This is a genomic window from Bacillus cereus group sp. N11 (genome assembly GCF_016483605.1).
GTDB lineage: Bacteria > Bacillota > Bacilli > Bacillales > Bacillaceae_G > Bacillus_A > Bacillus_A toyonensis.
On the sequence record NZ_JAEHBN010000013.1, the window covers coordinates 27353 to 52256 of the forward strand.

Genomic DNA, 24904 nt, shown 5'->3' on the forward strand with positions numbered 1-24904 from the left:
CCATCCCCTCTAATTATTAGCCCATACCAATCGGGATGAATAAGTTTATAAGAAAATGTATTCAAGGGGTATTTATATGTATACAATTACTGAATTTTCACGAATTTGTAAAATGAGTACACGGATGCTAAGGCATTATGACAAAGAAGAGATATTAAAACCAGCATATGTGAATCCGGTAAATGGATATAGATATTATGAACAAGGGCAGCTGGAAGTAGCGTTAAAAATTAAAAAGCTGAGGGAGTACAAGTTTCCTTTACCAAAAATTAAAATCATTCTCCAGTCAGCAGATCAAGATTCGTTTGTTGAACATATGCAATCTCAAATTATGGAGTTATCTCATGAAGTGAAACAAAATTTACAGGTTATTTCAGAAATGAATGAAATAGTAAATATGAATAAAGGTCTAAATATTGCTCGCCATAGAAGTTACGATGTATTAATTGGAATGAGAAATGAAATAACAGTAATTGCTCAAAAGTTACAAATAGATATAGACGATATGGATGATTATTTTTATGACTTATATGAACAACTACAAAAAAATAGCTTTCAAATAGTCGGTTCTCCATCTACAGTTTTTTATGATGAAGAGTATATTCCAAATCGCAGCCATATAGAATTAAGAATTCCGATTATGGATGAAGATAATAAAGGTGTATTACAAGAGTGCGACATAAAAAGGCTAAAGCAGCATCAAATTGTTACCACTTTGCATTATGGCAGCTATGACTATATAGGTTATGCTTATATGGCGTTAGAAGAGTGGGTTGAAAGGAATGGCTATATAATAGAGAGTCATCCATATGAAGTCTATATAAAGGGACCAGAATGTGATTGTTTAACAGAAGAGTATGTGACACAAATTTGTTTTTTAGTTACGAAAATAGAATGAGAATAAGGATTGACATTAACATTATGTCAATCCTTATTCTATATACGAAAGTAATTTATCCCGCTATTTTTTTGGAGTCAGGCTGTCCGTAAAAGCCTGATGGATGTGGGCAAATAATTAGTGAGGGATGGAGTCCACCACTAATTAAAGTTTCATTTTATCATAATAAAAAGGAGAAAGAATATGAAAAGAAAAATCATGATTATTTGTTTGATTCTAAGTATGGTATGGATTTCAGCGTGTACGCCTGAAGTAGGAGAAGGTGAGAATGGTAGCTCTGCTCTACCTGGTCAGTTGCCCAAAAATGTAGTGTTTAAAAATGGTACAATTTACACTTCTAATGAAAAGCAAGAAATGGCAGAAGCTATAGAGATTAAAGATGGGAAAATTACTTTTGTTGGTTCAAATAAGGATGTAGAAAAATTGATTAATAAAGATACGAAAGTGATAAATCTACAAGGACGTCAACTTCTTCCTGGTTTTGTGGATAATCATAATCATATTTTTGAAGCGAAATCACCAGCAGCAGGGAATTGCAGTGTCTCACCAGATGCTGCGTTGCAAGAACAACGCTCGTATTTAAATGCTTGTAAAAAAGATGTGAAAGATGGGGAATGGATAAGTGGAACAGGATTTAGTTTGGAAGAGCTGTTAAAAAATATGGATGAAAAGTCAGAACAACAAACGCCATTACAAGTTCTTGATGAGCTATTTCCTAATAATCCAGTATTAATTATGGAAAGAACCTCTCATTCTGTATGGGTTAACTCGAAAGCATTGGAGTTGGCTGGGATAAATAAAGATACGAAAGATCCACAAGGTGGAAGAATTATTCGGGATCCAGAAACAGGAGAACCGTTTGGTATTCTTTATGATACAGCTGGAGATATCGTAATGGAAAAAGCATGGAATGCCCAACCGAATTTGTTCGAAAAAAATTATGAAGGTTTGCTGGACGGCTTAGATGAAGTTGCGAAGAATGGTATTACTACAGTGGGGGATGGACGTCTCTATTGGAAACGAGGCTGGTTAGATGTTTGGAATAAAGTAAATGATGAGAAAAAGTTAACGTCACGAGTAGTACTTCGTCCGTGGGTGTATCCGAACTTAAATGAAGCAGAACAAATCGAGTATTTCCAAAAGATTAAGCGAGATGATTTGTCGTCACGCATGCTTATTAATCAAGTGAAGATGTATAGTGATGGAATTAGTATTAACAGTACAGCGAAAACGCTTGAAAAATATAAATTTGAGTGGTTTAAAGGAACCCCGTATGGTTTGAACTATATTCCAGAAGAAAAAATGAAATGGTGGTTAACTGAACTTAATAAACTTGGTTACGGTGCACTTATTCACACAATTGGAGATAGTGGAGTAAGAGAGAGTTTAAATGCAATTGAAGCAGCGAAAAAAGAAGGGGCAAAACAGCCGTATACGCTTACGCACGTGGAAATGGTAGAAGATAGTGATATGAATCGTTTTGCTCATTTAGGAGTTAGCGCTGATTTTCAAGTCGGTCATGATTTTGCGGAAGATCCTAAACAAAGCTGGGCAAGTACGTATTTTACAGACCAGCAAATGAAACGAATTATGCCGTTAGGACAAATTTGGAAAACAGGTGCAAATGTATCACTTAGTAGTGATTGGGATGTAAATGAATTGAATCCACTTGTGACGATTTCGAACGCATTAAGTATTGATGAGAAAGGCTTGTCTAATGTACAGGCTGCTATTGATGCTTATACAATTAAGCCAGCTAAGGCACTAGGACTTGATAAGATTACTGGCTCAATTGAAGTAGGAAAATCGGCTGATATCGTAATACTAAATGAGGATATTACTAAAATGAGTGTCGATAAGATTCCGAGTGTGAAAGTATTAATGACAGTTTTACAAGGAGAAGTAGTGTATCACAAGGGAGAATAAAGAGTAACGTTATGAAGTAGTTACAAGCAAATGAATATATTGATGTTGACCTTAACACGATGTCAAAGTATAGACTGGACTTACATTTAGAGAAGGGGTGAACATGTATGAGAAATATAGAAAATAGTTTGTTTTATATGCCTGCAGAATGGGAGAAACATGAGGGGACATGGCTCCAATGGCCTCATGATAAAACGCATAGAGGTGAAGGTTACAGAGCTAAGTTAGATGATATTTGGGTAACGATGGCGAAGGAACTTCATTACGGAGAGAATGTGCATATTGTTGTATATGATGAAGAAGAAAAAACACATGTCCAATCGAAGCTAATTGAAGAGAACGTAAATATGGATAAAATTGATTTTTTAGTTCAAGAAACTGATGATATATGGATAAGAGATAATGGACCGATATTTGTAAAAGATAAGGAAGAAAATCTCTGCTTAACGCACTGGATTTTTAATGGTTGGGGGGATAAATATCCGTATGAAAATGATGCTGTTATTCCGGACGAAATAAGTGAAATGTATAGCATCCTAAAAGTTGCAGCAAGTGTTTGTCTAGAAGGTGGAGGAATAGAGATAAACGGAAACGGGACCTTAATGGCGGCAAAAACTTCTATTATAAATGAAAATCGAAATCCTACACTAAGTCAGGAAGAGATTGAAATGGAGTTAACGAAGTATTTAGGAGTAACGAATTTTATATGGATAACTGGTATTCGTGGTGAAGATAATTATGATGAAGATACGGATTATCATATTGATGGGGCAGCACGTTTTGTAAATGAAAATACGATTCTTTATGAATATGATCCTTTCGGGGAAGGAGAGGCATACCTTTTGGATGCGCAAGAAAAGCATTATCAAGAATTGCGACAAGCGAGAAATATAGATGGAAGTCCATTTCAACTCATCCCAGTACCAGTAACAAGAAAAGTGGTAAAAGAGGCAGACTGTAAAGGTTCGTATTTGAATTTCTATATTGGAAATGAAGTTGTATTGGTTCCTATATACGGTGATGAACATGATAAGTTAGGACTGCAAATCATTGAAGGGCAGTTTCCAGGAAGAAGAATCGTTGGTATTCATGTAAATGCACTGTATGCGTATGGTGGTATGATTCATTGTGTGACGCAGCAACATGTAGAATAAAGTGATTCGAATGAAAAAAGCATGCAGAGTATATACTCTGCATGCTTTTTTTATAATGCTGAAAACTCTTCAACAAGTTGAGTAAAGCGATTTAATGCACTTTCAATCGGTTCTGGCGTAGTTAAATCAACACCAGCTTTTTTCAGTAGGTTTAATGGATAGTCAGAACTTCCACCTTTAAGGAATTCGATATAGTTTTTTTGTGCATTTGGATCACCGCTTAATAATTTATCGGCAATTTGAATGGCAGAGGCGAATCCAGTTGCGTATTTGTACACGTAAAATGGACGATAGAAATGAGGGATTCTAGACCATCCATATTTTACTTCTTCATTAAATACAAGTGAATCACCGTTATATTCTCTAAATAGCTTTTCATAAATTTCGCTAAAGACTTGGGCGTTTAATGGTTTACCTTGTTCGGCCATTTCATGTGTGATTTTTTCAAATTCTGCAAACATGATTTGTGTAAAGAAAGTACCTTTAAAGCTATCGATAAAGTAGTTAATTAAATGATTACGTACGTTCGTTTCTTTCGCTTCTTTTAATAAGTAGTGAATTAATAACACTTCATTTACTGTAGAGGCGACTTCTGCAACAAAAATGGAATAGTGTGCAGAAATTCTTGGTTGGTATCCGTGTGAATAATGCGTATGCATACCGTGACCACACTCATGAGTAAGTGTGAAAAGGCTATTTAGATCATCGTGATGATTTAAAAGAATGAATGGGTGAACGCCATATACCCCAAAGTTATAAGCACCCGAACGTTTTCCAGGCGTTTCTCTCACATCTATATATCGTTTATCTTTAAAACCTTTTAATGTTTCAATATACTCTTCTCCTAAAGGAGCAAGTGATGCAATCATAGTATCAAACGCTTCGTCATATGGAATGTCTTGTTTTACACCTTGTACTAAATCGACGCTTAAGTCGTATTGTCTTAGTTCGTCTACATTTAATTTTTCTTTACGAATTTCATTGTATGTATGTAATGTTTGAATGTTTTTTTTCGTTGTATCAATTAGGTTTTCATATACCTCTTTCGGAACCATATCGCCAAATAATGATTTCTCTAAAGCTGATGGATATTTTCTTAGCTTTGAAACAGTAACATTATTTTTAATAGCAGAAGATAATGTAGAAGCGATTGAGTTCTTTAACTGAACATACGGTTTGTAATATGCCTTATAAGCTTCTTTACGTTTCTCACGATTCTCATCTTCTATTAACTTTGAATACATTCCATGTGTTAAGTTCACTTTCTTTCCATCATCATTCGTCACTTCACCAAATGATATATCTGCATTATTTAGCATACCAAATGTATGTTGCGGAGAGGAAAGTGCTTCACCCATTTGGGATAAAATTTCTTCTTGATCCTTATTCAATACGTGTTTTTTATAACGGTATAATTCAAATAAGTCTTCTTTATAGTATAGTAACCCTTCCGTTTCTTCTATGTAAGAGTGTAAAGTGTTTTCTTCTACGCTAAGTAAGAATGGGGAGAAGAATGATTTCGCTGCGCTTACCTTTACATGTAATTGTGATACTTTATCGACAAGGGATTGGGCGTCAGTATCGCGTGTATCAAGATCAGATTGTAATCGCGCATAAGCGAACATTAAAGATAATATGCTAGATATTTCTTCACTCTTTGTTAAATAAGCTAATAAACGATTGCCATCGTGAATATTTCCATTAAATTCTTTTAGTTCAATTGTTAACATTTCTATTTTTTTATAATCATTTTCCCAATCATCAATCGTATCGTAAATATCTGTTAACTTCCATTTTTCATTATCGGGTACTTGTAATCGATCTTTAAGTTCTGTCATAATCATTTCCTTTCTAAACGTGTAGTCATATTCCTATATAACTATGAAATACAACAAATTGCAAAAAATCCCTGCTGAAAATTGAAAAGCCTTGCTGTAAATAGCAAGGCTTAAACAGTTATAGTGTAATTCCGAACTTCGAATGTAAAAGGTTTGTATATTGCTCGTCTGTAACTTCTTCTTTAGATTTTTTACCGTCTTTTGTTATTGTAAGGCTATCTTTTGTTAAAGAAGCGTGTCCGTCATGTGTAAGTTTTACAATAAGAGGTACTTTGTTAAATGGTGAGCCCTCATGTTCAACGATGATTTTTTGTGCTGCATTCGCTTTCGTTTCATCCACTTCTTCTATATAAAATGCATAGCCTAATGTCCAATCATCAGCAGAAGATTGATTCAGAAACTCATTGTTTTTACGCATTTCTAAAATGTAATTTCCTTTTGCAGTTGTTTCTTTGCGAATACGATAATCTCCTGTTACTGAGTGAACGACTTCACCTGAGAAAGGAACAGGTGCAAGAGGTAAGTATGATCCGAACCCCACTTCAATTAAATAAAGTTCATGATGATGTTTTAAAACAGTTGCGATATGTCCGGAATCGACAGCCCATATAGAGTTTGCAGCATTGTAAACTGTTCCTGAAACTAAATAAACATCCAATCCAAAGTCTTTAAGAAAGTAATACATAGTAGGATTTAGTTCATAACAAAGACCGCCACGGTTGTTTACTAAAATTTTTTCTTTTAAATTCTCTTTTGATATTTCTTTAAAGTTATTTTCGAGAACATTTAAATTTTCAAATGGAACAGTTTGCGCCATTCCATACATAAGTTGAGATAAATCTTCAAATGATATGGTTTCTTTTTCTTCTATATGTAAACGTGCGAAAAATTGTTTTTGAAAGTCTGTCATAGAAATCCCTCCATCATACTTTTATAGATAAATTGTATACAATTTTAAATACGATGTGAATTTTAAACTATGTGGGGGTACTTGTGGAATAGTTAAATTCATATTTTGAAAAATAATGTGAGAGATTAAAAGATTGTTACTTTACTAACTGTAGAACGAATATTATAATAATTTTAATGAATTATGCAAACGTTTTCTTGAAGGGGATGGTGTAAATATGTTGAAAAGGATTACGGTAGTCTTTTTATTATTTATTTTGCTTTTTCCTAATATATATGGGAGGAATAAGGCAGAAGCAGCAACGATAAATAATGGAACATTAATGCAGTATTTTGAGTGGTACGTTCCGAATGATGGGAATCATTGGAATCGTTTGCGTTCTGATGCTGAAAGTTTAGCTCATAAGGGAATCACATCTGTATGGATACCACCTGCATATAAAGGGACTTCGCAAAATGATGTAGGGTATGGGGCCTATGATTTATATGATTTAGGGGAGTTCAATCAAAAAGGAACGGTGCGGACGAAATATGGGACAAAGGCACAGTTGAAATCTGCAATTGACGCTTTACATAAACAAAACATCGACGTATATGGTGATGTAGTTATGAATCATAAAGGTGGGGCTGATTATACTGAAACCGTAACAGCTGTTGAGGTAGACCGTAACAATCGAAATATTGAAGTATCAGGTGATTATGAAATTAGTGCATGGACGGGTTTTAACTTTCCGGGGCGCAGAGATGCTTATTCTAATTTCAAATGGAAATGGTATCATTTTGACGGAACGGATTGGGATGAAGGAAGGAAATTAAATCGAATTTATAAATTTAGGGGCATAGGTAAAGCATGGGACTGGGAAGTGTCTAGCGAAAATGGAAACTATGATTATTTGATGTATGCAGATCTTGATTTTGATCATCCAGATGTTGCGAATGAGATGAAAAATTGGGGGAAGTGGTATGCGAATGAATTAAATTTAGATGGATTTCGTTTAGATGCTGTTAAACATATTGATCATGAATATTTACGCGATTGGGTAAATCATGTCAGGCAGCAAACGGGGAAAGAAATGTTTACGGTGGCTGAATATTGGCAAAATGATATCCAGACTTTAAACAATTATTTGGCAAAAGTCAATTATAATCAATCTGTATTTGATGCACCGCTTCATTATAATTTTCATTATGCTTCAACAGGAAATGGGAATTATGATATGAGAAATATTTTAAATGGAACAGTAATGAAAAATCACTCTGCACTCGCAGTTACTCTCGTTGAGAATCATGATTCTCAACCTGGGCAGTCATTGGAATCTGTAGTAAGTCCGTGGTTTAAGCCGCTGGCATATGCATTTATTTTAACTCGTGCAGAGGGCTATCCTTCAGTTTTCTATGGTGATTACTATGGGACAAGCGGAAATAGTAGTTATGAAATTCCAGCGTTAAAAGATAAAATTGATCCAATTTTGACGGCACGAAAAAACTTTGCATATGGTACGCAGCGTGATTATTTAGACCATCCAGATGTGATTGGCTGGACAAGAGAAGGCGATAGTGTACATGCTAAGTCTGGTTTAGCGACATTAATCTCCGATGGACCAGGAGGATCAAAGTGGATGGATGTTGGAAAGAATAACGCTGGGGAAGTATGGTACGATATTACGGGTAATCAAACAAATACTGTAACAATTAATAAAGATGGATGGGGGCAATTCCATGTAAGTGGAGGCTCTGTTTCCATATATGTTCAACAGTAAATTGGTGATAAAAAAGAAGAGGTAGACTGAAATATAAGTTACCTCTTCTTTTTACATTCTGTATAGTTATAAAAGTATGACACCTTTACTTCTTGCAAAACATATAGTATGATGATTTCAATAAATTAGATTTCAATGACCATAAAATATAAATTAATGAGAGGTGCTTTTTGTGAGTGCGGTAGGTATTAAATAGGAAAAATTTAATGAAATAAATCGGATAAGACCAGGGGATTTTCATGTATATCATACCCCTAATTTTGTCATGCGTTTATTTCGAAACCTATGAAGATACCTACAATACTTTATAAAGCGTGTAATGAGAGGATTGCCATCCGTTTTTTATGGTTTATTTCCTCATATGTTATTACACATGCCTTGTAAATGTAAAAGCTGCGGTATCCCCGCAGCTTTTTTGTATATGTTTTAAATGTATAAAAATAGTAATTGAATAATGTAAAACTCATTGGGATCTAATGAGTAGGTATCTTCATTTATGATAAACATCAATCATAGTGAGGAGAAACAAAATGAATACGATGACTTTTGAAAAGTTACAATATAACGAATTAAAGGAAATAGTGAAATCTTATTGTGTAAGTGGATTAGGTAAGGAATTATTAAATAAATTAGAGCCGAGTACAAGTATAAAAGTAGTGAGAAATCGTTTAAATGAAACGACAGAAGCAAGGACTATATTAGATGCAGAAGGACATGTGCCTTTTTTCGGAATTTCAAATATCGCGAGTACAATTCAAAAATTAGAAAAAGGGATGATTTTAGATCCAGAGGAATTAGTAAGTGTTTCAGACTTTTTACGTGGATGTAGAAAGATTAAAAAGTTTATGTTAGATAAAGAATTTTTTGCACCAGTATTAGCTTCCTATGCAAATTCAATGACTGAATATAAAAGCATTGAAGAGGAAATTAACTTTTCAATTAAAGGAAATAGTATTGATGCAGCTGCAAGTAAAGAGTTAAAACGAATTCGAAATAATATCGATTCTGTAGATGGAAAAATAAAAGAGCGTTTAACGAAGTTTTTAAATAGTAGTGCAAATAAGAAATTTATTCAGGAATTCTTTATTAGTAAAAAGGATGACCGTTATACGATTCCAATTAAATCTTCCTATAAAAATCAAGTTGCTGGGAGTATTGTTGAAGCTTCTGCAAAAGGTTCTACTGTATTTATAGAACCACATACGGTTACAAAGCTAAATGTGGAACTAGCAAGTTTGAAAGCAGAAGAGGCAATGGAAGAGTATCAAATATTAGCGACACTATCAGGAATGGTAGTAGAAAATATTTATAGTATAAAAATTAATATGGAACTGATAAGTCAATATGACATGGTATTTGCGAAAGCGAAGTTTAGTAAATCAATCGATGGAATAGAACCGAAGCTAAACGATCACGGAAACATTCATTTAATGAATTGTAAGCATCCGCTTTTAACAGGGCAAGTTGTACCGTTAAACTTTGAAATTGGTCAAGAGTATCGTAGTTTAATTATTACAGGACCAAATGCAGGCGGCAAAACAATTGTGTTAAAAACAATCGGACTATTAACATTAGCAACAATGTCAGGCTTTCATATTGCGGGAGATAAAGAAACGGAAATTGCTATTTTCGAAAATGTATTTGTAGACATTGGTGATAATCAAAGTATCGAAAATGCACTAAGCACATTTTCATCTCATATGAAAAATTTGTCTGAAATTATGAGGATGTCAAATAATAATACGTTACTACTATTTGACGAAATAGGGAGCGGTACAGAACCGAATGAAGGCGCGGCGCTTGCGATATCTATTTTAGAAGAATTTTACCTTGCGGGATGTATTACAATTGCGAGTACGCATTACGGTGAAATTAAACGCTTTTCAGAAATGCATGGTGATTTTATGAATGCAGCAATGCAATTTAATAGTGAAACACTAGAGCCACTTTATAAATTAGTTATCGGTAAATCAGGTGAAAGTAATGCGCTTTGGATTGCGAATAAAATGAACGTAAAAGAACATGTACTGCAAAGAGCGAAGGAGTATATGGGAAATAAAGAATACGTTATAGAAAAAGTGAATGAAAGTAAAATTAGAAAACCGAAATTTGTGCAAGAGAAAAGAGAATCTCATTATGAGTACAAAGTCGGCGACCGTGTGAATTTATTGGATTATGATGATTTTGGTATCATCTATAAGGAAAAAGATAATTTTTATAACGTCGTTGTATATTATAACGGTGAATTCGTTGAAGTGAATGTAAAACGCATTACTTTAGAGGTAGCAGCGAAAGAATTATATCCAGAAGGGTACGATTTAAGTACACTATTTGTTGATTATAAAGAAAGAAAAATGCAACATGATATAGAGCGGGGATCGAAAAAAGCACTTCGTAAAATCCAAAAAGAAATAAGAAAGAATAGAGGATAATATAGAATGGTAACGATTAGACAAGAACAAAAAAATGATTATAGAAAGACAGAAGAAGTTGTAAAAGAGGCATTTTTAAATGAAGAATTTAGTGATAAAAAAGAGCATGAACTTGTAAAACGTATTAGAGAATGTGACGCGTTTGTTCCGGAGTTATCAATTGTTGCGGTAGATGAAGATATAGTTGGTCACATTATGTTATCGAAAATTACAATAGAACAAGGTGGAACTTCTGTAGAATCGTTAGCACTTGCACCAGTTTCAGTTGCTAGGGGCCATCAGAAGAAAGGAATTGGCGGAAAACTGATCACGGCTGCTTTAGAAAAAGCGAAAGAATTAGGATACGGGTCAGTTGTAGTATTAGGGCATCCAGAGTACTATCCGAAATTCGGTTTTGAACGCGCAAGTCAGTGGAATATAAAAGCGCCATTTGAAGTGCCAGATGAAGTATTTATGGTGATGGAGCTAAGAGAGAACACTCTTCAAGGTGTAGAAGGAATTGTACAATATTCGAGTGCTTTTGCTGAGTAGAAGTATTGGCTAAGAAATGTAATCATAAAAGATGCTATCTTTTTGTAGAGATATACAGAAAGATAGCTTTTTTTATTCAGCAGATCTACTGACGTATATTTTGCTCAATGAATAATTGAGGTGGTAAAATTGATATAGAAACGTAAAGGGAGAGAATAGAATGAATAAGCGAGAAACAAATAGCAATGAGAATGTAGTTACGTTATATGTTACAAGACATGGTAAAACAATATTAAATACGAACCATCGCGCGCAAGGTTGGGCAGACTCTCCGTTAGTAGAAAAAGGTGTGGAAGTTGCCTCAAATTTAGGAACAGGATTAAAAGATGTTCATTTTACGAATGCGTATAGTAGCGATAGCGGCCGAGCGATTGAAACTGCTAATTTAGTATTAAAATATAGTGAGCAATCAAAATTGAAACTTGAGAAAAGAAAAAATTTACGAGAATTAAATTTTGGTATTTTTGAAGGTGAAAAACTTGAAAATATGTGGGATGCGGTTGGAAAAGCTGCGGGTGTTGCAGCACCAGAAGAACTTATGAAGCTTTCTATTCAAGAAGTAATTAATCTTATTAGAACAGCAGATCCTACGAAACAAGCGGAAGATTGGGAATTATTTTCTGCCCGTATAAAAACAGAGATTGATAAAATTAGTGAAGAAGCTGCTGCAAATGGAGGCGGTAACGTTTTAGTTGTCGTTCATGGGCTTTTGATTACTGCCTTAATAGAAATGATAGATAGTAGTAAAACAAAACTTGGAGTAGAGAATGCAAGTGTAACGAAAATTTTATATAAAGATGGGGAATACATCGTCGAGTCGGTTGGAGATATGAGGTATGTTGCAAAAGGGAAAGAAAGTGTGGAAATATAATTAAATCTCAAATAGAGATAAGAAAAGGAGGCTAGAAAATCTAGCTTCTTTTTATTTTTCAGTATATCATTTGTTAATTTGAATCGGAATATTCTGTTAAAAATACACTATGAAAATTATTGTGGTGATATAGTAAGAGAGTAGGAACAATAAATTGTCTTGCAGCTTATTGGAGGGCTATTAGTCTAGTCTTACATTTCATCTCGAAATTTAAGTGAGTTTACGAGAAATAAAACAAAATAAGGAACGTGTAAATATGGATCGAATATATTTTGTGGACAACCCGTGGCCTAAAGGTCATCGAATTGTTAATTTTAAGTGGAGTGCACATTTTAAATATGCGGAGGAAGAAGAGTTAAATGGTGTAGCTGGTTTGTATTTTGATTTACATTTAGAGACTGCGGATTATGATGAGGAAGATTTGGAAGATGATGAAGAAGATGGAGAAGATGTTGATGACTGGCACGCGAAGATTGTATGGAACAACTTCCATAGCTGTACTTTGTCATCAGAAGAATGGGATTTTAAAGGGTTTCGTGTAGGAAGTGATGAGGTGCCTTTTGATTTGGATTTGCTAAATGGGAAGAGATTTGCAATTGATTTTTTATCCGAAGATGAGCAGAAGAACTTAGATTTAGATTTAACTGCATTTGACGTTTATTTACTTGGACATGATGCGTCAGCCTTTCATAATATTAAGTTTACTAGATTAGAAGGACAGACGTATCAAATTAAATGGAAAGGGCAATTGGCACTTGCGTATATTGGTGATTATGAATTTAAATATGATTTTCATACACTAATTTCCTCAACATCATTTAGTGGCATTAATATTCCCAATGAAATAACTGATCATGAGGCAGACGTTTTGTTAAAAAGATTTGTTAGTAATCCAGTATTGTTTGAATTGCAACATGATAATGGGGATAGGCGATTTGTATTGAAATAAAAATATATTGTTGCCTTTGCGAAACATATGAGTAAAAGGTTACTGTATTCGACATAGCTAATAACCCCGTTGTCGGAAAACTCAAAGAAAAAGATACATAGTATGTGATTTATGCTCAGTTCTAAGAAGAAAAGGATATTAACAATTATATGGAGAAGTGATTATGTTGATTAAATTCGTTCATTTTTTATTTGGAAAACCGTGTAAAAAAGGTGATTCGTTCCAAACTAAGTTTCCACGTTTTATTTATTGGAGTGCAGTTGTATTTTATTTTTTTGGAATGCTATTCTTTGGGATTTTTTCTTTTATTGATACTGTATTTATTGGGTCGTTGATATCCGGAGGTTTGTTCTTTCCTTTAATATTTAGATTCATTTATTTTATAAACCTAAAAATGAGGGGCCTAGAAAGAGAAGTATAGAAATAAAAAATATAAATAACAGGGTTATTAAAAAGAAGCAAAATGGAACATTAATAACATTTAAAAAGGAAGCAATGAAATATATTCTAGCTTCCTTTTTAAATATGAACGATTATGGAATCAATAAAATCTTCCCAGTACTTTTTCTGCTCTCTAATAATTTATGTGCAAGAGCACCATCTTGTAAGGCGAATGTAGTAGGACTCGCGATGTTTACTTTTCCACTAGTGATCCAATCGAATAATTGAGTAGAGCGCTGCTTACGTTCTTCAAAAGTAGTAAGCACGTTCCAAAGGTCTCCACCAGTTAAAGTTTTTGAAGTATCCATAAGCATACGCGGATCAACTGGCGCAGGATTACCACCAGCCATTCCGTAAAATACGACAGTACCGCCAATTTTAGTAGCGTTAAAACTTTCCTCTAATGTAGAACCTACTGATTCATATACAACATTTACTCCAGTGCCGTTTGTTATTTCAAGTACTTTTGAATGCCATTTTTCCGTATATAAAAATACATGATCAGCCCCAGCTAACGTGGCTACTTTGTTTTTTTCGGTTGATGACGTAAGACCAATTACTGTTCCGCCCTGTAGTTTAATCATTTGAATAAGAAGTTGACCAACGCCACCAGCCGCAGCGTGGACTAAAGCTGTATCACCTTGTTTTATTTGATAGCTATCTTTCGTTAAATAATGTGCCGTTAGACCTTGTAATAAGACAGAAGCGGCTGTTTCAAAAGAAATAGAATCCGGAAGTAGGATGGCTTTTTCTGATGGAACGGCAACTAATTCTGCATTTGCAAATGGGACGTCAGCAAATGCAATACGGTCCCCAGGATTGATAGTAGTAACGTCAGCTCCTACTTTTTCAACAATACCAGCCCCTTCATAACCTAATATATATGGCGGGTTACCAGCGAGATGATAATCACCGCGGCGTCTATAAATATCAGCAAAGTTTAAACCGATTGCTTTCGTGCGGACAAGAATTTCATTTGAATTTATGATTGGATCATGTGTTTTTTTATATCGTAGTACATCTGGATTTCCGAACTGTTCGAAACAAAGTGCTTTCATATGGAATACCTCCATTTTATTGTTTGTCGATGCTCTTTATCATACAATATAAACATCGATAGACAAAGAGGATTATTTCGATGAAATCAATCGGAAATACCGATTGAAAAGAGGGATGATAAATGGAGATAAAACAATTAATTACATTTAAAATAGCCGCGGAAACTTTGAACTTTACACAAACTGCGAAGAAATTAAACTTTGCCCAATCGAGTGTTACAGCACAAATTAAAACGTTAGAGGCTGAGCTCGGTACACCACTATTTGAGAGGTTAGGGAAACGTCTTTTCTTAACTGAAGCGGGCAGGAAGTTTCAACTATATGCGGACAAGATAATCGCACTTAGTAACGAAGCGAAGACGGCTGTGAAAGATGATGAGGAAATAGCAGGTACGTTAATAATTGGTGCACAAGAAAGTCAATGTACATATAGGCTTCCTTCTATATTAAAGAGGTTTAAAATACAATTCCCCAAAATAAAGCTTATATTTAAACCAGCGCATTCCAATAAAGATGCGAAGGAACAATTGATGGAGGGGAAAGTCGATCTTGCATTTATTTTGGACGAATGTAAAACAGAAGATGCTTTGCATGTGGATCCATTTATGAAAGAAGAATTAAAAGTAGTAGCGGCTCCAGGGCATTGTTTACTCGAACAGGCTTCCGTTTCTATAAAAGATTTAGAGAGTGAAACACTTTTGTTAACTGAACTAGGGTGCTCATATCGGACTTTATTTGAAGAGTTATTTCGTGCGGAAGACGTATATCCAGCAAATAAGATTGAGTTTGTTAGTGTCGAGGCAATTAAACAATGTGTCATTGCGGATTTAGGTATAGCAGTTTTGCCAGCAATAGTAGTAGAAAAAGATATACGGGAAGGGACGTTAAAGGAGTTAGTGTTAAAAGAAACAATACCTCCGATTTATACACAAATTGCTTGGCATAAAGATAAATGGATGACAGCGCCACTGCAGCAATTTATTGATGTAACGAGGGAGTTTTTTACAACGGATTAAGTGGAGAAATATTTATTTTATATAAAAGAAAAAATGGCAATTTTGTATAAAGAACCGATGCTTGAATATAACAAGTATCGGTTCTTTTATGTTTTAAATAAAGAATGCTATAAAATGTGTATTTCTCAACTTTTTTTTTTACAAGGATAAGTAAAATTCTTCGTATATTCCAATAATCATAAGGGAATTTACAACGTTTATTCGTTTCTGTAAGATGCCTCTAGGAAGCGTGAAAGGAGGGCTTACATAGGGGATAGATTGTCTTTAGTATACGTACTTATTGTGAGGGGGGAATTTAATATGTTTAAAAAGTTAATGAAAGTATGCGTGTTAAGTGCGGCAAGTATAGGTGTATTATTTAGTTTCCAAGGAAGTACATTGGCAGCTACTGATTTAAGTAGTTATTATGACGGAAAAAATCCAGCAACAACGAAAGTATACGGGGGAAGTACAACGTGTGATGCAGATGGATTTAATGCAAAGTCTACAGCAGTTTATGAAGGTAGTAAAAAAGTAGGGACAGTATATTTACGTTACAGTAATAAATGTCATGCAGCATGGTCTAAGCTTGTTTTAGATCAACCAGCACCAGCTGTTTCGGGAGGAGTGTATGCGTACGCAGTTGTAAATAAATATAAAAATGGTGTATTCCAAAAATCAGTTACTTCTAACCAGGGGAACGGCACAATAAAAACAGGTCAAACGAGCACGTATACTGGAATGGTATTTGATTTAACTGCAGATTTCGGATACACAGCAGATGCTGAAGCGGTTACGTTTAATAACGGTTACGGTAAAACAGCACGTTATTAATAAAGGAGTGAAATTATATGAAGCTATTAAAAAAGGTGAGTGCATGTTTATTGCTATCTTTACTCGTTGTAACTAGTATGTTTAGCACGACTAATAGCGATAAAGCATACGCAGAAGATCATTCATATGATGGGAAAAGTTCTTACTATAACAGCTGTGATCAATCCGCAGTAACGAAAGAAAAGAAGTGGATTGATTCAAATTCTTATGTAGAATTAAAATTTAGCACGACTTGTAAGACAGCATGGGCAAAAGTTACTGTAACCCGCCCAGCAGTTTATAATAACGAAGCTGATGCAAGGATTGTTAGAAAAACAGATGGAAAGGCATACACTTGCGGAAGTGCTGGAGGAAATGGTGTTGTAAATAAAGGACAAACATCATGCTATACGCCAATGGTATATGATTTAGATCCAAGAAAGGCGCAAGCGCAGGGGAAACATGCTATTCCGAATAGTGATGCTTATAATTATGCGGAGACTATTTGGTATTGATAGGAATATGAAAATTGTAAGGTAGAATATTGTAAGAGCATGTTTTGATTGGATTTCAAAACATGCTCGATTTGTATTCATTCTAATCTTTTCAGTAATCATGGTCCATTGAATTAACTAAGGTCTGTATTAGGAGGAGCATATCCAAGATGACGAGCCATCGACACAATTTGTCCTTTATGATGAAATTCATGTGTCTCTGTATGAGTTAAAAGCCATAGCGGAGTTGTGCTCCAAGGTTCTTTTTGCCATTTTACTTCATTTGCTATATTTTCGAGCCATCGGTCATTATATTCATCTAAAAAACGTAGTACAACCTCATCTACTAACTTAAATCTAGTACGAACTTTTTCGAGATCTGCATGCTCAACTTCATAATCGCTGGCAAAGGAAAAGTCTGCTCGTTTTTGTTTGAATGCGAATGATCCAAGCCAGTATCGATAGCAATCGGCTACATGAATATGTGTCTTTATAATACTGCCGCTCCCGAAATTAGGAATTGTGCTATGTAATTTTTCTAGTGGGATTTCTTCAAAAAACGAAAATAGAGTTTCTCTTGTAGAGCTAATAAGACTATATTGTTGTTTTAAAATATGTAACATGCCACTACACTCCTCTTTTGTTTACTAAAATATTTGTGCAGTAAGTAATTCTATATTTATGAGGAGTGAACCTTTGTTATTATTTTTACTAAGCATATTAGATGTATTTCTTAATTGTTTCTGATAGATTATACAAGGTGAAACTTTAATAAGTTGAACACTCTTAGTTCATAATAAATTGTACATAAAAAAGGGGAGCGATAAAATGAATAGACTAGTTGGTTTAAAACAATTTGAAATAACGCGTGGAGCATTACTGAAATTCATGGAAACGTTAGATGATAATACTGCGGATACGCAGCCGGATGGCTTTAACAATACAATTCGCTGGCATATTGGTCACGTGTTAACGGCAGCAGAAACTTTCATGTTTGGAAGAGAATTTAAACAATTACCAACTGAATACCCAGGTATGTTTGGATATGGTACACGACCATCTAAATGGGAAACAGAAGGGCCATCATTAGAAGTGTTAACGGCTCAATTAAAAGAACAAGCGAAGCGTATTAACGAAATGCCAGCAGAAGTATTTGAAAATAAACTTCCAGAACCATTCCTAGGATTAGAAACAGTAGGGGAGCTTTACGGTATGATGCTTTATCATGAAGCGGATCATCTTGGGCAAATGAAGGCGATGGAACGAATTATTAAAGCTCTTTAGTCTTAATTGCATATAACAAGCAATACAGGTGTAATGTTAAATAATATATACAAAAAAGGTAGATAAATTATTATCTACCTTTTTTGTATAACTTTTTGAAGGATTAGGGATTATCATCTTGATGCTGATGAAGAAAAATAAAAAACAATATATAGGGATGAATGAATTTCATGATTTTTATGGTGTGATTATTAATTATAGTATTCCTAAATATGGAATATACGTATAATAATAGAGAAGAACTAGAAATAGGGGTGAATACTATGATTACATTAGAACAAAAGTTGGAGCAATATAAACATACATATGTACAGTTAAAGGGAGAACTAAAATGGAAAACGAGTGATTCTCGAACAGGAATGATGATTGCTGCTATGTATGCAGGTAGTGATAAATTGTTTGATCTCGGACGTTTTTTAGAAATTAGTAGTTATATTAAAAATCAGGTAGGGATGTTTTCATACTTAAAGTCTTATCATCGTTTTGTAGTGGCCGCAACATTAGATATTCACTTTACAGATTACAAGAAAGCTTTTCGGACGTTTTTAGATTTATATGAACAATTGGTCACCGGTGGCTTTAGCCGGAGTATATTTACTTATCTCGCAGCAGCTGTGCTTTTAACAGAAGAAGATGAACAACATGGCGCGCACATTCAGCGTTCGATGCAAGTATATAAACGCATGAAAAAGGATCACCTCTTTCTTACAAGTACAAATGATTATCCGCTCGCAGTTTTATTAGCAGGACAATCAGAGCATGTAGAAACACTTATGGACCGAGTGGAACGTCTTTATCAGAAACTAGCGACAGCTGGTTTGCGTAAAGGGAATGATCTTCAATTTTTAAGTCACATTCTTTCACTAAAGAAGGATGTCCGTGAAGAGATGTTAGTTGCAACATGCACAAACATATGGAAGTTATTAAAGCAAGAAAAGGTAAAAGTGAAACAGATGCATTACCCAGCTATCGGGCTACTAGCGTTACTTGAAGATGGAGATAAAGAGATTCATTCTATTAAAGCATTTATTGAAAAATTGCAGGGGGATAAATTGTTCCGTTGGCATACAGATACAAATATCCTTATTGCTATTCAACTGTTCGTAAGTCAGAAAGGTGAGGAAAGTAAAGCTACCAACACAGGTTTACAAACAATGATAGAAGTCCTCATACAAGCACAACAGGCAGCTATGATGGCAACGATTGCCGCTTCATCTGCAGCAACCTCTTCTGCTAGTAGTAGTTCATAATGTGCAACTGCTTATGCTCTTGTAAATTATGATGAATTTATAACTCCTTTGATAGGGACGGTTTAAAAAATATTACTAAAAAAGCCCCTCACTCTCTAATGAGCGAGGGGCTAACTGTTTTTACATAATCAGTATTATCTTTTCGACTCCTTCAAATGTTTTAGCTGCGTAACAATCATAATGCTAATAACAACGAGTAAAAACCATGAGCTAATTTTGCTTAAGTGAACGAGGTTCCATGCTTCTCGTTGATTTGGATATTGCCATGCTCCGAAAAAAGTAGCGATGTTTTCTGCAATCCAAATAAAGAATCCGATAAGGAAAAATGAGAGTACGAGCGGCATTTTATATGTAACGCTTTGCAATGAAAATTCTACAAATGTCCGAAAGAAAACGATGAATAAAAGTAAAGTTAATACCCATCTAAAGTCATATAGAAAATGATGTGTAAAAAAATTGAAGTAAATTATAGCTCCTAACGGTATGGCAAAAAGGGCTTTTGGCCAATGGTGCATTTGTAAATGCAATCTTCTCCACGCTTGGCATATGTAACTTGCGACACTTGCGTACATAAAACCGCTGTAAAGTGGAACTCCAAAAATTTTCGAATATGCCTCTTCAGGATAACTCCATGAACCGAAATGTACTTTATATATTTCTAGTAAAAGTCCAATTAAATGAAAGACAGTAATTACTTTTAGTTCATCCTTTGTTTCAAGACCAGTTTTATACATAATCCACTGCATCAGAAGACATACGATGAGTATGAAATCATAGCGATATAACCCTGGGATAGAAATGATTTTTGAAAGGGCTAGTGTTAAAAAAATAGTGACTGGGAATAAACAAGATAATGCTTGTTCGTAAGTGAAATGTAGTAATTGTTTTATATAGAACATTGGGTCTCCTTTGATAAGTTTGTTAGAAAACTCGAAATAATGACTAAGTATACTACGATTTTAAAAATAAGCTAGTAGTCTATTTTGCATGTATTTGTAAGTTTTAGAAGGGAATTGTAATAAGTATTTTAATATTTTAACAAAGTAAAAAATAGTTTGCTATTTAAAAAAAGTGGGGATATAATATCTAAATGAAAATGATAATTATTATCAATATTAATTATAAATAAAAAATAATTATAAAAAACAACTGAATATAAAGGATGAAATGAAACATGTTACATAAGTCTACTGTACATGCTGGTAATAACCGCTGGATACATATTAAGTTCATATGTTTCATGAGCTTAACAATTTTATGTTTAATTGGATCTATATTTTTAGCCATTTCATTTGGTGCAAAGGATATTCATTTACAAACGGTGTGGGTAGCGGTTTTGGATTACAATCCGAAACTAACACAGCACCAAATTATTTATGAATTAAGGCTCCCGAGAGTAATTGGTGCAGCAGTTGTAGGGGCAGCTTTTGCGGTTGCTGGTGCTGTTATGCAAGGTGTAACACGAAATCCTTTAGCTGATGCAGGTGTACTCGGAATAAATGCAGGTGCGATGTTTGTAGTAGCACTTAGTTTTGCTTTTTTCCCACATATGCCGTATTCCTATTTAATGATTGTTTCCTTTATTGGAGCTGTCTTAAGTACAGTACTTATTTTTGTTATTGGATCAGCAACATCAGGCGGGTTAACACCAATGAGGTTAACGATTGCTGGAGCGGTTATGGCAGCGCTTTTACATTCATTAAGTTCAGGTGTTGCGATTTATTATGATTTAAGCCAAGATTTAGCGTTTTGGTATGCTGGTGGTGTTGCAGGGCTTAAGTGGGAACACTTGAAATTTTTAGTCCCTATTATTCTTATAACGATTATTTTTGCGATAGTGTTAGGAAGATCTATTTCACTCATATCAATGGGAGATGATGTTGCTACAAATTTAGGAGTGAAAACGAACCGAACGAGAATACTAGGGATGATTATAGTAGTTATTCTGGCAGGTGTTTCTGTTTCAGCTGTTGGTTCTATTGGATTTGTAGGACTAGTTATCCCGCACATTGCTAGAAAATTAGTTGGTGTTAATTATAGACTCATTATTCCTATGTCAGCATTATTAGGAGCTATGTTATTAGTTGTAGCTGATTTAGGGGCAAGAACAGTAAATCCTCCTAAGGAACTTGCGATAGGGATTATGGTAGCTCTTGTTGGAGTTCCGTTCTTCCTCTATATAGCACGTAAAGTTGGGAGGGAATTATAAGTGAAGGATCTTTTTAACACGGATAAAAAGAGAGCTATTACTGTAACTACAATCTTCGGATGTATAAGTATCGCTGTAATTTTAATTAGTTTAAATACAGGGACACTGAGTATAGCGCCACTTAGAGTAATTGAAACACTTTTGGGTTATGGTGATTTTGAGAGTGCAACCGTGCTATATGATTATCGTATGCCAAGAATAATAATCACGATGTTAGCCGGTATTGGTCTTGGTATTTCCGGTGCGATTTTGCAAGGGTTATCCCGTAATGCACTTGCAGATCCTGGTATTTTAGGGTTGCATTCAGGTGCATTTTTCGGTCTTATCGTATTTGTTACTCTCTTTCATTCTATTAATGAGAGTGCATCCATTTTAATACCGTTATTTACATTTGGCGGAGGAGTATTAGCTGCATTTCTTATTATTTTACTTGCGAGTGATCGGTCAAAAGGTTTACTTCCCATTAGACTTATTCTCATTGGTATTGCAGTTTCAGCTGGCTTTAGTGCAATTTCGCTATTTTTCTCTCTCAAGTTAAATGATGAGACGTATACATTCGCTTCTAGATGGCTAGTTGGTAACGTGTGGGGAAGGGATTGGATTCATGTCCTGGCATTATTACCTTGGATTTTCATACTAACCCCTTATGCGTGGCTAAAATCTAAAACGTTAAATGCATTGTCACTAGGTGATAGTGTAGCAGCAGGACTTGGTGTTTCTGTGCAAAAAGAACGGTTATTACTTTTAGCTACAGCGGTTGGATTATCTTGCGCAAGTGTATCGATGGCAGGGGGGATTGGCTTTATCGGCTTAGTTGCTCCGCATATCGCAAGAAAGTTAGTAGGTACTACCTATCAACACTTCCTTCCGTTAGCTGGCATAATCGGAATGATTATTTTAGTGCTCGCAGATACGATAGGACGCTCTATATTTGAGCCGAATTCTATTCCGGCTGGTGTAGTAGTAGCGGCTTTAGGAGCACCGTATTTTCTTTATTTACTTACAAAAACAAAATAACTACTTCAAAGAGGAGAACATATGAAAAAGAAACTTACTATTTTATTTAGCATTATGTGTATTTTAGTATTAGCAGCATGTGGTCAAACGAAATCTAATGAAGAGGCAACGCAAAAAACGGAAAAAAGTAATGATCCAAAAATTGCTTCCATGTCTATTCACTTAACGAACAATTTACTTGCATTAGGAATTACACCAGTAGGTTCTGTTATTGGTGGAGATTTAAAAGATTTCTTACCGCACGCAAAAGAGCAGTTGAAAGATACGAAGAAACTTGGGGTTGTAGCAGATCCGAATATGGAAGCATTACTACAATTAAAGCCATCTGAAATTTATGTGGATGAAAAATATGCTGGCAAAGATTTAGCGAAATACGAAAAAATTGCAAAAACACATACTTTTAATTTAGATGAAGGTACGTGGAGAGATCATTTAAAGGAAGTAGGTAAACTTGTAAACCGTGAGAAAGAAGCAGATAAATATATTCAAGACTATGAAGAACAATCAAAACGAGTGAAAAATTTAATAGATAAAGAGCTGGGTAATAACGAAAAAGTAATGGCAATTCGCGTTACTGCAAAAGAGTTACGTGTATTTAGTACGAAAAGACCGATGGGACCAATTTTATTCAATGACTTAGGATTACAGCCTGCAAATGGTGTAGAGAAAATTGATGGAAACCGCCCCTTCGAAGTCATTTCACAAGAAGTATTACCTGACTTTGATGCAGATGCGATTTTCGTTGTTGTAAATAGAGACGATAAAGCGAAAGAAGCATTTAAACAACTTCAAGAAACACCAATTTGGAAAGACTTAAAAGCTGTTAAAGGTAAGCACGTATATACTATTAATGACCAACCATGGCTTGACTATTCTGCTTTAGGAAACAAAATGGCGATGGATGAAGCGGAGAAAATGTTTACGAAATAATACAGTTTTGCTATTAGGAAAGACCCTCTAAATTTGGAGGGTCTTTTTGTAATTCTTATTGTTAGAATAAATGAAAAATTATACAATGAAGTTAATTTAGTATAGAGGAGATGTGCCAATGTCAGCGCTTATTGTAAGTATCCCGTTTATAAAGCAGTTTATGGAACAAGGGGATAAATAGGCTAAAATAAGTATCCCCGTTACTTAAAAAGGGGGAGTTTGAAATGACAATGAATCTTTTTCAAAATAAAACGATTAAATTATCAGCTAGTAGAGAAAAAGATGTTGAAGTAATGGCTATGTGGCAAGAAGATAGTGAGTATTTAAGAAATGTAGATACAGATGTAGCATTCCCGCAATCGTTACAAGAAATAGCAAGTGATGGCCTATTAAAGGGACGGAGATCGAATAGTGTTTCTTTCATGTTAAGAACACTTCAAGATGATCGTTTAATTGGTTTTGTTGCAATTCATGGCATGGAGTGGAATAACAGAACGGGTTTATTAGCCATCGGTATAGGAGATGCAAATGATAGAGGTAAGGGATATGGAAGAGAAGCAATCCATCTTATTTTAAAGTATGCTTTCTATGAATTAAATTTACACCGGGTTGGTCTTGATGTTATTTCTTATAACAAAGCTGCTATTGAGTTGTATAAAAAGATGGGTTTTCAGATAGAAGGCTGTATGAGAGAAGCAGTGCAAAGAGATGGGAAGTGTTTTGATCGTATCATTATGGGGATATTGCGGGATGAATGGATGGAGAAGCAAGGTTAGAAAAAACATTCAAAATTATATATGTAGTATGCAGGAGATATAATGAAAATTGGCGAAAATTTACAGTGTACTGATTGAATTTATAAGGAGTTATGCAAAATGAATTTAGAAAAAAGTAAACCAGTAAATGAAGAGGTTGCTGAATTAAAAGAGCTAATTAAAGAATTGCACGGAAGTGTACATCAACTTCAAAGCGAAGTGCAGCAACTAAGGCACGAAAGACCGGTTGTTGAAGTGAGGAAAGGTGTTCAACTATCACCCGCAATCGTTGGGCAAATTGGTGGTATGATATTAGGTGGATTAGCAATTATCGGTATATTTTGGTGATGGAAAAAAGGTTTGCAGCACTATGCTGCAAACCTTTTGTAT

General features: G+C 34.7%; 24 protein-coding genes. 19 read left to right on the top strand and 5 right to left on the bottom strand.

Annotated features, from left to right (window positions below):
• Positions 1-76: 76 nt before the first annotated feature.
• The 3 genes from JDS98_RS20355 to JDS98_RS20365 all read left to right on the top strand — a co-directional run bounded on the left by JDS98_RS20355 (position 77) and on the right by JDS98_RS20365 (position 3978).
• A complete protein-coding gene (locus JDS98_RS20355) occupies positions 77-898 on the top strand; it encodes a MerR family transcriptional regulator (RefSeq protein WP_199634264.1) in 822 nt (273 codons plus the stop codon).
• A 183-nt stretch (positions 899-1081) separates the two neighbouring features.
• The gene (locus tag JDS98_RS20360; RefSeq protein ID WP_000823348.1) at positions 1082-2824 is read left to right on the top strand and encodes an amidohydrolase; all 1743 of its coding nucleotides are present in this window, start codon (positions 1082-1084) and stop codon (positions 2822-2824) included.
• A gap of 107 nt (positions 2825-2931) precedes the next feature.
• Positions 2932-3978, top strand: a complete 1047-nt coding sequence (locus tag JDS98_RS20365; RefSeq protein ID WP_098107739.1) for an agmatine deiminase family protein — start codon at positions 2932-2934, stop codon at positions 3976-3978.
• A 50-nt stretch (positions 3979-4028) separates the two neighbouring features.
• Here the strand turns inward: JDS98_RS20365 and pepF are convergent, their stop codons facing one another.
• Complete coding sequence (pepF, locus tag JDS98_RS20370; RefSeq protein WP_199634265.1) at positions 4029-5816, bottom strand: oligoendopeptidase F; 1788 nt, start codon at positions 5814-5816, stop codon at positions 4029-4031.
• 118 nt (positions 5817-5934) lie between these two features.
• Positions 5935-6726: an arylamine N-acetyltransferase family protein gene (locus JDS98_RS20375; protein ID WP_098911829.1), complete on the bottom strand. Its 792-nt coding sequence runs from the start codon at positions 6724-6726 to the stop codon at positions 5935-5937.
• A gap of 217 nt (positions 6727-6943) precedes the next feature.
• Here JDS98_RS20375 and amyS point away from each other — a divergent pair, with 217 nt between their 5' ends.
• The 6 genes from amyS to JDS98_RS30330 all read left to right on the top strand — a co-directional run bounded on the left by amyS (position 6944) and on the right by JDS98_RS30330 (position 13689).
• Entirely contained in the window at positions 6944-8485 is a 1542-nt protein-coding gene (amyS, locus tag JDS98_RS20380; RefSeq protein WP_000919648.1) for an alpha-amylase, read from the top strand.
• A gap of 530 nt (positions 8486-9015) precedes the next feature.
• The gene (locus tag JDS98_RS20385) at positions 9016-10917 is read left to right on the top strand and encodes an endonuclease MutS2 (protein WP_098163761.1); all 1902 of its coding nucleotides are present in this window, start codon (positions 9016-9018) and stop codon (positions 10915-10917) included.
• Positions 10918-10923: 6 nt separating this feature from the next.
• Positions 10924-11448, top strand: coding sequence for a GNAT family N-acetyltransferase (locus JDS98_RS20390; protein WP_199634266.1), 525 nt, complete (start codon positions 10924-10926; stop codon positions 11446-11448).
• A 160-nt stretch (positions 11449-11608) separates the two neighbouring features.
• Entirely contained in the window at positions 11609-12319 is a 711-nt protein-coding gene (locus JDS98_RS20395) for a histidine phosphatase family protein (protein ID WP_001042058.1), read from the top strand.
• Positions 12320-12575: 256 nt separating this feature from the next.
• Positions 12576-13268: a hypothetical protein gene (locus JDS98_RS20400; protein ID WP_098000553.1), complete on the top strand. Its 693-nt coding sequence runs from the start codon at positions 12576-12578 to the stop codon at positions 13266-13268.
• Positions 13269-13431: 163 nt separating this feature from the next.
• Positions 13432-13689, top strand: a complete 258-nt coding sequence (locus JDS98_RS30330) for a hypothetical protein (RefSeq protein WP_000905653.1) — start codon at positions 13432-13434, stop codon at positions 13687-13689.
• Positions 13690-13801: 112 nt separating this feature from the next.
• On the opposite strand, the gene JDS98_RS20405 is transcribed toward JDS98_RS30330, so the two are convergent.
• Positions 13802-14767: a quinone oxidoreductase family protein gene (locus JDS98_RS20405; protein ID WP_199634267.1), complete on the bottom strand. Its 966-nt coding sequence runs from the start codon at positions 14765-14767 to the stop codon at positions 13802-13804.
• A 122-nt stretch (positions 14768-14889) separates the two neighbouring features.
• Here JDS98_RS20405 and JDS98_RS20410 point away from each other — a divergent pair, with 122 nt between their 5' ends.
• The 3 genes from JDS98_RS20410 (at position 14890) to JDS98_RS20420 (ending at position 17090) form a co-directional block, all read left to right on the top strand.
• Entirely contained in the window at positions 14890-15783 is an 894-nt protein-coding gene (locus tag JDS98_RS20410) for a LysR family transcriptional regulator (RefSeq protein ID WP_199634268.1), read from the top strand.
• 300 nt (positions 15784-16083) lie between these two features.
• Positions 16084-16596, top strand: a complete 513-nt coding sequence (locus JDS98_RS20415) for a DUF2690 domain-containing protein (RefSeq protein ID WP_000473739.1) — start codon at positions 16084-16086, stop codon at positions 16594-16596.
• Between the two features lie 17 nt (positions 16597-16613).
• Complete coding sequence (locus JDS98_RS20420) at positions 16614-17090, top strand: DUF2690 domain-containing protein (RefSeq protein ID WP_199634269.1); 477 nt, start codon at positions 16614-16616, stop codon at positions 17088-17090.
• A 113-nt stretch (positions 17091-17203) separates the two neighbouring features.
• On the opposite strand, the gene JDS98_RS20425 is transcribed toward JDS98_RS20420, so the two are convergent.
• Positions 17204-17692 (bottom strand): DinB family protein, encoded by a 489-nt coding sequence (locus JDS98_RS20425; RefSeq protein WP_000902421.1) that lies wholly within the window; start codon positions 17690-17692, stop codon positions 17204-17206.
• A gap of 205 nt (positions 17693-17897) precedes the next feature.
• On the opposite strand from JDS98_RS20425, the gene JDS98_RS20430 reads away from it, so the two are divergent.
• Positions 17898-18353: a DinB family protein gene (locus JDS98_RS20430; RefSeq protein WP_001081127.1), complete on the top strand. Its 456-nt coding sequence runs from the start codon at positions 17898-17900 to the stop codon at positions 18351-18353.
• Positions 18354-18565: 212 nt separating this feature from the next.
• Positions 18566-19603 carry a DUF4003 domain-containing protein gene (locus tag JDS98_RS20435; RefSeq protein WP_106080640.1) on the top strand — a complete coding sequence of 346 codons (1038 nt, stop codon included), beginning with the start codon at positions 18566-18568 and terminating at the stop codon, positions 19601-19603.
• A gap of 134 nt (positions 19604-19737) precedes the next feature.
• Here JDS98_RS20435 and JDS98_RS20440 read toward each other — a convergent pair whose 3' ends face one another.
• Positions 19738-20502, bottom strand: a complete 765-nt coding sequence (locus JDS98_RS20440; RefSeq protein ID WP_097959782.1) for a DUF817 domain-containing protein — start codon at positions 20500-20502, stop codon at positions 19738-19740.
• Between the two features lie 275 nt (positions 20503-20777).
• Here JDS98_RS20440 and JDS98_RS20445 point away from each other — a divergent pair, with 275 nt between their 5' ends.
• The 5 genes from JDS98_RS20445 (at position 20778) to JDS98_RS20465 (ending at position 24862) form a co-directional block, all read left to right on the top strand.
• Positions 20778-21812, top strand: coding sequence for a FecCD family ABC transporter permease (locus tag JDS98_RS20445; protein ID WP_097959783.1), 1035 nt, complete (start codon positions 20778-20780; stop codon positions 21810-21812).
• Positions 21813-22829, top strand: a complete 1017-nt coding sequence (locus JDS98_RS20450; RefSeq protein ID WP_000653815.1) for a FecCD family ABC transporter permease — start codon at positions 21813-21815, stop codon at positions 22827-22829.
• 21 nt (positions 22830-22850) lie between these two features.
• Positions 22851-23759, top strand: a complete 909-nt coding sequence (locus JDS98_RS20455; RefSeq protein ID WP_098711094.1) for an iron-hydroxamate ABC transporter substrate-binding protein — start codon at positions 22851-22853, stop codon at positions 23757-23759.
• A 224-nt stretch (positions 23760-23983) separates the two neighbouring features.
• The gene (locus tag JDS98_RS20460) at positions 23984-24535 is read left to right on the top strand and encodes a GNAT family N-acetyltransferase (protein ID WP_000178484.1); all 552 of its coding nucleotides are present in this window, start codon (positions 23984-23986) and stop codon (positions 24533-24535) included.
• A gap of 99 nt (positions 24536-24634) precedes the next feature.
• Positions 24635-24862, top strand: a complete 228-nt coding sequence (locus tag JDS98_RS20465; protein ID WP_001047523.1) for a coiled-coil domain-containing protein — start codon at positions 24635-24637, stop codon at positions 24860-24862.
• Positions 24863-24904: the final 42 nt, after the last annotated feature.

Bases quoted from the DNA above. Each gene is read 5' to 3' on its own strand.
- JDS98_RS20355 (WP_199634264.1), top strand. From the start codon at position 77: ATGTATACAATTACTGAATTTTCACGAATTTGTAAAATGAGTACACGG.
- JDS98_RS20360 (WP_000823348.1), top strand. From the start codon at position 1,082: ATGAAAAGAAAAATCATGATTATTTGTTTGATTCTAAGTATGGTATGG.
- JDS98_RS20365 (WP_098107739.1), top strand. From the start codon at position 2,932: ATGAGAAATATAGAAAATAGTTTGTTTTATATGCCTGCAGAATGGGAG.
- pepF (WP_199634265.1), bottom strand. From the start codon at position 5,816: ATGACAGAACTTAAAGATCGATTACAAGTACCCGATAATGAAAAATGG.
- JDS98_RS20375 (WP_098911829.1), bottom strand. From the start codon at position 6,726: ATGACAGACTTTCAAAAACAATTTTTCGCACGTTTACATATAGAAGAA.
- amyS (WP_000919648.1), top strand. From the start codon at position 6,944: ATGTTGAAAAGGATTACGGTAGTCTTTTTATTATTTATTTTGCTTTTT.
- JDS98_RS20385 (WP_098163761.1), top strand. From the start codon at position 9,016: ATGAATACGATGACTTTTGAAAAGTTACAATATAACGAATTAAAGGAA.
- JDS98_RS20390 (WP_199634266.1), top strand. From the start codon at position 10,924: ATGGTAACGATTAGACAAGAACAAAAAAATGATTATAGAAAGACAGAA.
- JDS98_RS20395 (WP_001042058.1), top strand. From the start codon at position 11,609: ATGAATAAGCGAGAAACAAATAGCAATGAGAATGTAGTTACGTTATAT.
- JDS98_RS20400 (WP_098000553.1), top strand. From the start codon at position 12,576: ATGGATCGAATATATTTTGTGGACAACCCGTGGCCTAAAGGTCATCGA.
- JDS98_RS30330 (WP_000905653.1), top strand. From the start codon at position 13,432: ATGTTGATTAAATTCGTTCATTTTTTATTTGGAAAACCGTGTAAAAAA.
- JDS98_RS20405 (WP_199634267.1), bottom strand. From the start codon at position 14,767: ATGAAAGCACTTTGTTTCGAACAGTTCGGAAATCCAGATGTACTACGA.
- JDS98_RS20410 (WP_199634268.1), top strand. From the start codon at position 14,890: ATGGAGATAAAACAATTAATTACATTTAAAATAGCCGCGGAAACTTTG.
- JDS98_RS20415 (WP_000473739.1), top strand. From the start codon at position 16,084: ATGTTTAAAAAGTTAATGAAAGTATGCGTGTTAAGTGCGGCAAGTATA.
- JDS98_RS20420 (WP_199634269.1), top strand. From the start codon at position 16,614: ATGAAGCTATTAAAAAAGGTGAGTGCATGTTTATTGCTATCTTTACTC.
- JDS98_RS20425 (WP_000902421.1), bottom strand. From the start codon at position 17,692: ATGTTACATATTTTAAAACAACAATATAGTCTTATTAGCTCTACAAGA.
- JDS98_RS20430 (WP_001081127.1), top strand. From the start codon at position 17,898: ATGAATAGACTAGTTGGTTTAAAACAATTTGAAATAACGCGTGGAGCA.
- JDS98_RS20435 (WP_106080640.1), top strand. From the start codon at position 18,566: ATGGAATATACGTATAATAATAGAGAAGAACTAGAAATAGGGGTGAAT.
- JDS98_RS20440 (WP_097959782.1), bottom strand. From the start codon at position 20,502: ATGTTCTATATAAAACAATTACTACATTTCACTTACGAACAAGCATTA.
- JDS98_RS20445 (WP_097959783.1), top strand. From the start codon at position 20,778: ATGTTACATAAGTCTACTGTACATGCTGGTAATAACCGCTGGATACAT.
- JDS98_RS20455 (WP_098711094.1), top strand. From the start codon at position 22,851: ATGAAAAAGAAACTTACTATTTTATTTAGCATTATGTGTATTTTAGTA.
- JDS98_RS20460 (WP_000178484.1), top strand. From the start codon at position 23,984: ATGACAATGAATCTTTTTCAAAATAAAACGATTAAATTATCAGCTAGT.
- JDS98_RS20465 (WP_001047523.1), top strand. From the start codon at position 24,635: ATGAATTTAGAAAAAAGTAAACCAGTAAATGAAGAGGTTGCTGAATTA.